Annotated in this window: 4 protein-coding genes; 3 read left to right on the forward strand and 1 reads right to left on the reverse strand. The window is 53.1% G+C overall.

Annotation, left to right across the window (positions count from 1 at the left end):
- Nucleotides 1–71 precede the first annotated feature (71 nt).
- The gene (locus ACSZPU_RS22720; protein ID WP_499003438.1) at nucleotides 72–1,373 is read right to left on the reverse strand and encodes an MFS transporter; all 1,302 of its coding nucleotides are present in this window, start codon (nucleotides 1,371–1,373) and stop codon (nucleotides 72–74) included.
- Between the two features lie 459 nt (nucleotides 1,374–1,832).
- Between ACSZPU_RS22720 and uxaC the strand changes: the two genes are divergently transcribed.
- From uxaC to ACSZPU_RS22735, 3 genes are all read left to right on the forward strand, one after another.
- Entirely contained in the window at nucleotides 1,833–3,245 is a 1,413-nt protein-coding gene (gene uxaC, locus ACSZPU_RS22725) for a glucuronate isomerase (protein ID WP_499003441.1), read from the forward strand.
- A gap of 16 nt (nucleotides 3,246–3,261) precedes the next feature.
- Nucleotides 3,262–4,749: a UxaA family hydrolase gene (locus tag ACSZPU_RS22730; protein WP_499003443.1), complete on the forward strand. Its 1,488-nt coding sequence runs from the start codon at nucleotides 3,262–3,264 to the stop codon at nucleotides 4,747–4,749.
- Nucleotides 4,750–4,952: 203 nt separating this feature from the next.
- Nucleotides 4,953–5,507, forward strand: a complete 555-nt coding sequence (locus ACSZPU_RS22735; RefSeq protein ID WP_499003445.1) for a YgjV family protein — start codon at nucleotides 4,953–4,955, stop codon at nucleotides 5,505–5,507.
- Nucleotides 5,508–5,595 lie beyond the last annotated feature (88 nt).

The following is a 5,595-nucleotide window of genomic DNA, read 5'->3' on the forward strand; positions in this document are numbered from 1 at the left end:
AGTCATGATAATAGGGCCTTCTGATTAGAAGGCCCTATTATCAATGATTTTTATCCTCGTGACGACACTATCTAGCTTTGCGTCGCGGTACCGCCGACCCCACTTTCCTTCGCTAATTCATCGGCGGATTTACTTTTCAGCACCGTCCAGATAAGTAACGCACCCAGCAGGTCGAACAGAGCCAGCACGGCGAACAGCGGGCTAAAGCCGATGGTGTCAGCCAACGCACCGACCACCAGAGCAAACATGGTACTTGCTGTCCATGCCGCCATACCGGTCAGACCGTTCGCAGTTGCCACTTCGTTACGACCAAACACGTCGGAAGACAGGGTAATCAGTGCACCGGACAGAGACTGGTGAGCGAAACCACCAATACACAGCAGGCCGATTGCAACATACGGGCTGGTGAACAGGCCGATCATGCCTGGGCCGATCATCAGCAGTGCACCCATGGTGACAACCATTTTACGGGAAACAATCAGGTTCACTCCGAACCAGCGCTGGAACAGCGGCGGCAGGTAACCACCGATGATACAACCCAGGTCAGCGAACAGCATTGGCATCCAGGCGAACATGGCGATTTCTTTCAGGTTAAAGCCGTAGACTTTGAACATGAACAGCGGAATCCAGGCGTTGAAGGTACCCCATGCTGGTTCAGCCAGGAAACGCGGCAGTGCGATACCCCAGAACTGGCGGGTGCCGAGGATTTGCAGGACGGACATTTTTTTGCCATTGAAGGTCTGGTGCTGTGCTTCCTGACCACCAATGATGTATTCGCGTTCTTCTTCAGTCAGTTTTTTCTGATCGCGCGGGTGTTTGTAGAAAATCAACCATGCCATTGCCCAGGCAAAGCTCAGTACGCCAGAGATAATGAACGCCAGCTGCCAGCTGTGCATGACGATTGCCCACACGACCAGCGGCGGTGCAATCATCGCACCAATAGAAGAACCGACGTTGAAGTAGCCTACTGCGATAGAACGTTCTTTCGCCGGGAACCATTCAGACGCTGCTTTCAGGCCTGCCGGAATCATTGCCGCTTCTGCCGCACCAACGGCACCGCGCGCCAGCGCCAGACCACCCCAGCTTCCTGCCAGCGCCGTTGCGCCACAGAAGATGGCCCAGGTCACGGCGAAGACTGCGTAGCCGACCTTGGTGCCCAGGATATCCAGTACATAACCAGCCACAGGCTGCATGATGGTATAAGCCGCCGAGTAGGCTGCAATAATATAGGAGTATTGCTGTGTGGAGATATTCAACTCTTGCATCAGCGTAGGCGCTGCCGCAGCAATCGTGTTACGCGTCAAGTAACCCAGCACGGTGCCTATCGTCACCAGCGCTATCATGTACCAACGTAACCCTTTAATTTTACGCATGTAAACCTCATCGTTATGTTAATCCCGCTAGCGCGGTCACCTGCCGGTTGCGGTCGGGAGGTGGAAACGGAGGGCGTAACCGGCAAAAACCGGAACAACCCGAACCTTGCTATTCAACGTGCTCAATTCGGTATCCGTACCGTAAGGGCCGAAGATTTATTAATCATCGACAATGCATTCCGTCGGCTTATGTATTCGACGGCAGAAAGATAACTTGTCATACAACTTTAAAAGGTGAGTGACATCACAAAAGTGTTTTTCTTTGTGTGGTCTTTAACTTTGCGGCACAAGGCCAGTCCTGGCGCGGTCTGACGGTGATTTTTATGCGCAATCTTGTAAATATTTGTCATCGTTTATTGATCTAACTCACGAAAAAGTCTTCGGCTACTAGAAATTGGTGTGATAACTTTGTCAGCATTAAGGTAAGCATCAGACGCACTCGTTGAGAGGAAGACGATAATGACCCCGTTTATGACCGAAGATTTTCTGCTAGACACCGAATTCGCACGCCGCCTGTACCACGACTATGCGAAAGACCAACCGATTTTTGATTTCCACTGCCACCTGCCTCCACAGCAGATCGCAGATAACTACCGCTTCAAAAACCTGTATGACATCTGGTTAAAAGGTGACCACTACAAATGGCGCGCAATGCGCACCAATGGTGTGCCGGAACGCCTGTGTACAGGCGATGCGAGCGACCGCGAGAAGTTTGACGCATGGGCCGCAACCGTACCGCATACGATCGGTAACCCGTTATACCACTGGACCCATTTAGAGCTTCGTCGCCCATTTGGTATTACAGGTAAGCTGCTTTCTCCGTCCACGGCGGACGAAATCTGGAATCTGGGCAACGAACTGCTGGCGCAGGATAAATTCACCGCCCGCGGAATCATGCAGCAGATGAATGTGAAGATGGTCGGTACCACTGACGATCCGATCGATTCTCTGGAGCATCACGCTGCCGTCGCTAAAGACACCACCTTCTCCATCAAAGTGCTGCCGAGCTGGCGCCCGGACAAAGCGTTCAACATTGAACTGGCCACGTTTAACGACTACATGAGCAAGCTGGGTGAAGTGTCTGACACTGATATCCGCCGCTTTACGGATCTGCAAACTGCTCTGGCGAAACGCCTGGATCATTTTGAAGCACATGGCTGTAAGGTATCGGACCACGCGCTTGACGTTGTGTTGTTCGCCGAAGCCAGCGATGCCGAACTCGACAGCATCCTTGCACGCCGTCTTGCGGGTGAAAACTTAAGCCAGCATGAAGTGGCGCAGTTCAAAACCGCCTTTCTGGTGTTCCTCGGCGCGGAATATGCCCGTCGCGGTTGGGTACAGCAGTACCACATCGGTGCGCTGCGTAATAACAACCTGCGTCAGTTCAACCTGCTCGGGCCGGATGTGGGCTTTGACTCCATCAACGACCGTCCGCTTGCGGAAGAGTTGTCGAAATTACTTAGCAAGCAGAATGAAGAAAATCTGCTGCCGAAAACCATCCTTTACTGCCTGAACCCGCGCGATAACGAAGTGCTGGGCACCATGATCGGTAACTTCCAGGGCGAAGGGATGCCAGGCAAGATGCAGTTCGGTTCCGGCTGGTGGTTCAACGACCAGAAAGACGGTATGGAACGTCAGATGACCCAACTGGCGCAGCTCGGTCTGCTGAGTCGCTTTGTGGGCATGTTGACCGACAGCCGCAGCTTCCTGTCTTACACCCGTCACGAATACTTCCGCCGTATCCTGTGCCAGATGATCGGCCGCTGGGTACATGCAGGCGAAGCACCGGCAGATATCCAACTGCTGGGCGAGATGGTGAAAAATATCTGCTTTAACAATGCGCGTGATTACTTCGCGATTGAACTGAACTAGGCCGTTTGAGGTTGATATGCAATACATCAAGATCCACTCGCTGGATAATGTCGCGGTAGCGCTGGCGGATCTCGCCGAAGGCACAGTAGTTGTTGTTGACGGTCATGAGGTTCTGCTTCGCCAGGCCGTGGTGCGCGGGCATAAATTTGCTCTGCAGGCCATCCCGCAAGGTGAAAACGTCGTGAAATATGGCCTGCCTATTGGCCACGCGACAACGGATATCGCCGCAGGCGAACATATCCATTCTCACAATGCGCGTACCAATCTGAGCGATTTGGATGAGTATAGCTATCAACCTGATCTCGTTGATGAAAATGCACCGGCGGCCGATCGTGAAGTACAGATCTACCGCCGTGCAAACGGGGAGGTTGGGGTTCGCAACGAACTGTGGATCCTGCCGACGGTGGGCTGTGTTAACGGCATTGCCCGTCAAATCCAGACCCGTTTTCTGAAAGAGACGAAAAATGCCGAAGATATCGACGGCGTGCACCTGTTTAGCCACACCTACGGTTGCTCACAGTTGGGCGATGACCACATTAACACCCGTACCATGCTGCAAAACATGGTGCGTCACCCGAATGCGGGCGCGGTGCTGGTTATCGGTCTGGGCTGCGAAAACAACCAGGTGGATGCGTTCCGCGAAACGCTGGGCGAATACGATCCGTCCCGCGTCCACTTTATGATCTGCCAACACCAGGACGACGAAGTGGAAGCGAGCATTGAGCATCTGTACGAATTGTACGAAGCCATGCGCCACGACAAGCGCGAGCCAGGTAAACTGGGCGAGCTGAAATTTGGTCTGGAGTGTGGTGGTTCAGATGGCCTTTCCGGGATCACTGCGAACCCGATGCTGGGCCGTTTCTCTGACTACATTATCGGTAACGGCGGCACCACGGTATTGACCGAAGTGCCGGAAATGTTTGGTGCAGAACAAATTCTGATGAGCCATTGCCGCGACGAAGAGACTTTTGAGAAGACGGTCACCATGGTGAACGATTTCAAACAGTACTTTATCGCGCACAATCAGCCGATCTACGAAAACCCATCGCCGGGTAACAAAGCGGGCGGTATCACTACGCTGGAAGAGAAATCACTGGGCTGTACTCAAAAAGCGGGTGCCAGCCAGGTGGTTGACGTGCTGCGTTATGGCGAACGCCTGAAAACCCACGGTCTCAACCTGTTGAGCGCGCCGGGCAACGATGCGGTTGCCACCAGCGCACTGGCGGGGGCGGGTTGCCACATGGTGCTGTTCAGTACCGGCCGCGGCACCCCTTACGGCGGCTTTGTTCCAACAGTAAAAATTGCGACCAACAGCGAACTGGCGGCGAAGAAAAAACACTGGATCGATTTCGACGCGGGCCAGCTTATTCATGGTAAAACCATGCCGCTGCTGCTGAGCGAGTTTGTGGATGCGATCGTGGATTTTGCCAACGGCAAGCAGACCTGCAATGAACGCAACGAGTTCCGCGAGCTGGCTATCTTCAAGAGCGGCGTAACGTTATAAGTTACCCTTCATCTTTCGCGCTACAGCGGTGTTGGCTACGTCCGCTCACCCCGGTTACTTACGTATGTAAGCTTCCGGGGATTCCCGGACTTGCCGCCAGGCTGTAGCACGACATCTTTTGGGTAACACAGCAGTAGAATTTAAAAACGACGTTTCATATTATGAAGCGTCGTTTCTTTTTGTGTCATTAACAAGGATCTTCCATGAGCGCGTATTGGTTAGCCCAGGGCGTTGGTGTACTTGCATTTATCATCGGCATTACCACGTTCATTAACCGCGACGAAAAGCGTTTCAAGCTCCAGCTTTCCCTCTACAGCGCCACGATCGGCGCGCATTTCTTTCTGATGGGCGCACTGCCTGCCGGCATGAGCGCAGAACTCAACGCCGTACGTACCATTATCTCCATGCATACCCGCAAGCTGTGGGTCATGGCGGTCTTTATTGTATTGACGCTGTTTTTTGGTTTGATCAAATTGCACCACCCGGTCGAGCTGCTGCCGATTATTGGTACGGTCGCCAGTACCTGGGCGCTGTTTCGCTGCAAAGGGCTGTCCGTGCGCTGCGTTATGTGGTGTTCAACCGCCTGCTGGGTCACGCATAACCTGTGGCTGGGGTCGATTGGCGGCACCCTGATTGAGGGCAGTTTCCTTGTGGTAAATGGTCTGAACATCATTCGTTTCTGGCGGATGCAAAAACGCGGCATCGACCCGTTTAAAGTCGAAACCGCGCTACAAAAAGAGAGTACCTCTTCCCGTTAATCGCGCTGAGGTATTAGATAGTGTCGTCACGAGGATAAAAATCATTGATAATAGGGCCTTCTAATCAGAAGGCCCTATTATCATGACT

This window comes from Phytobacter sp. V69, assembly GCF_965644215.1.
Taxonomy (GTDB): domain Bacteria; phylum Pseudomonadota; class Gammaproteobacteria; order Enterobacterales; family Enterobacteriaceae; genus Phytobacter.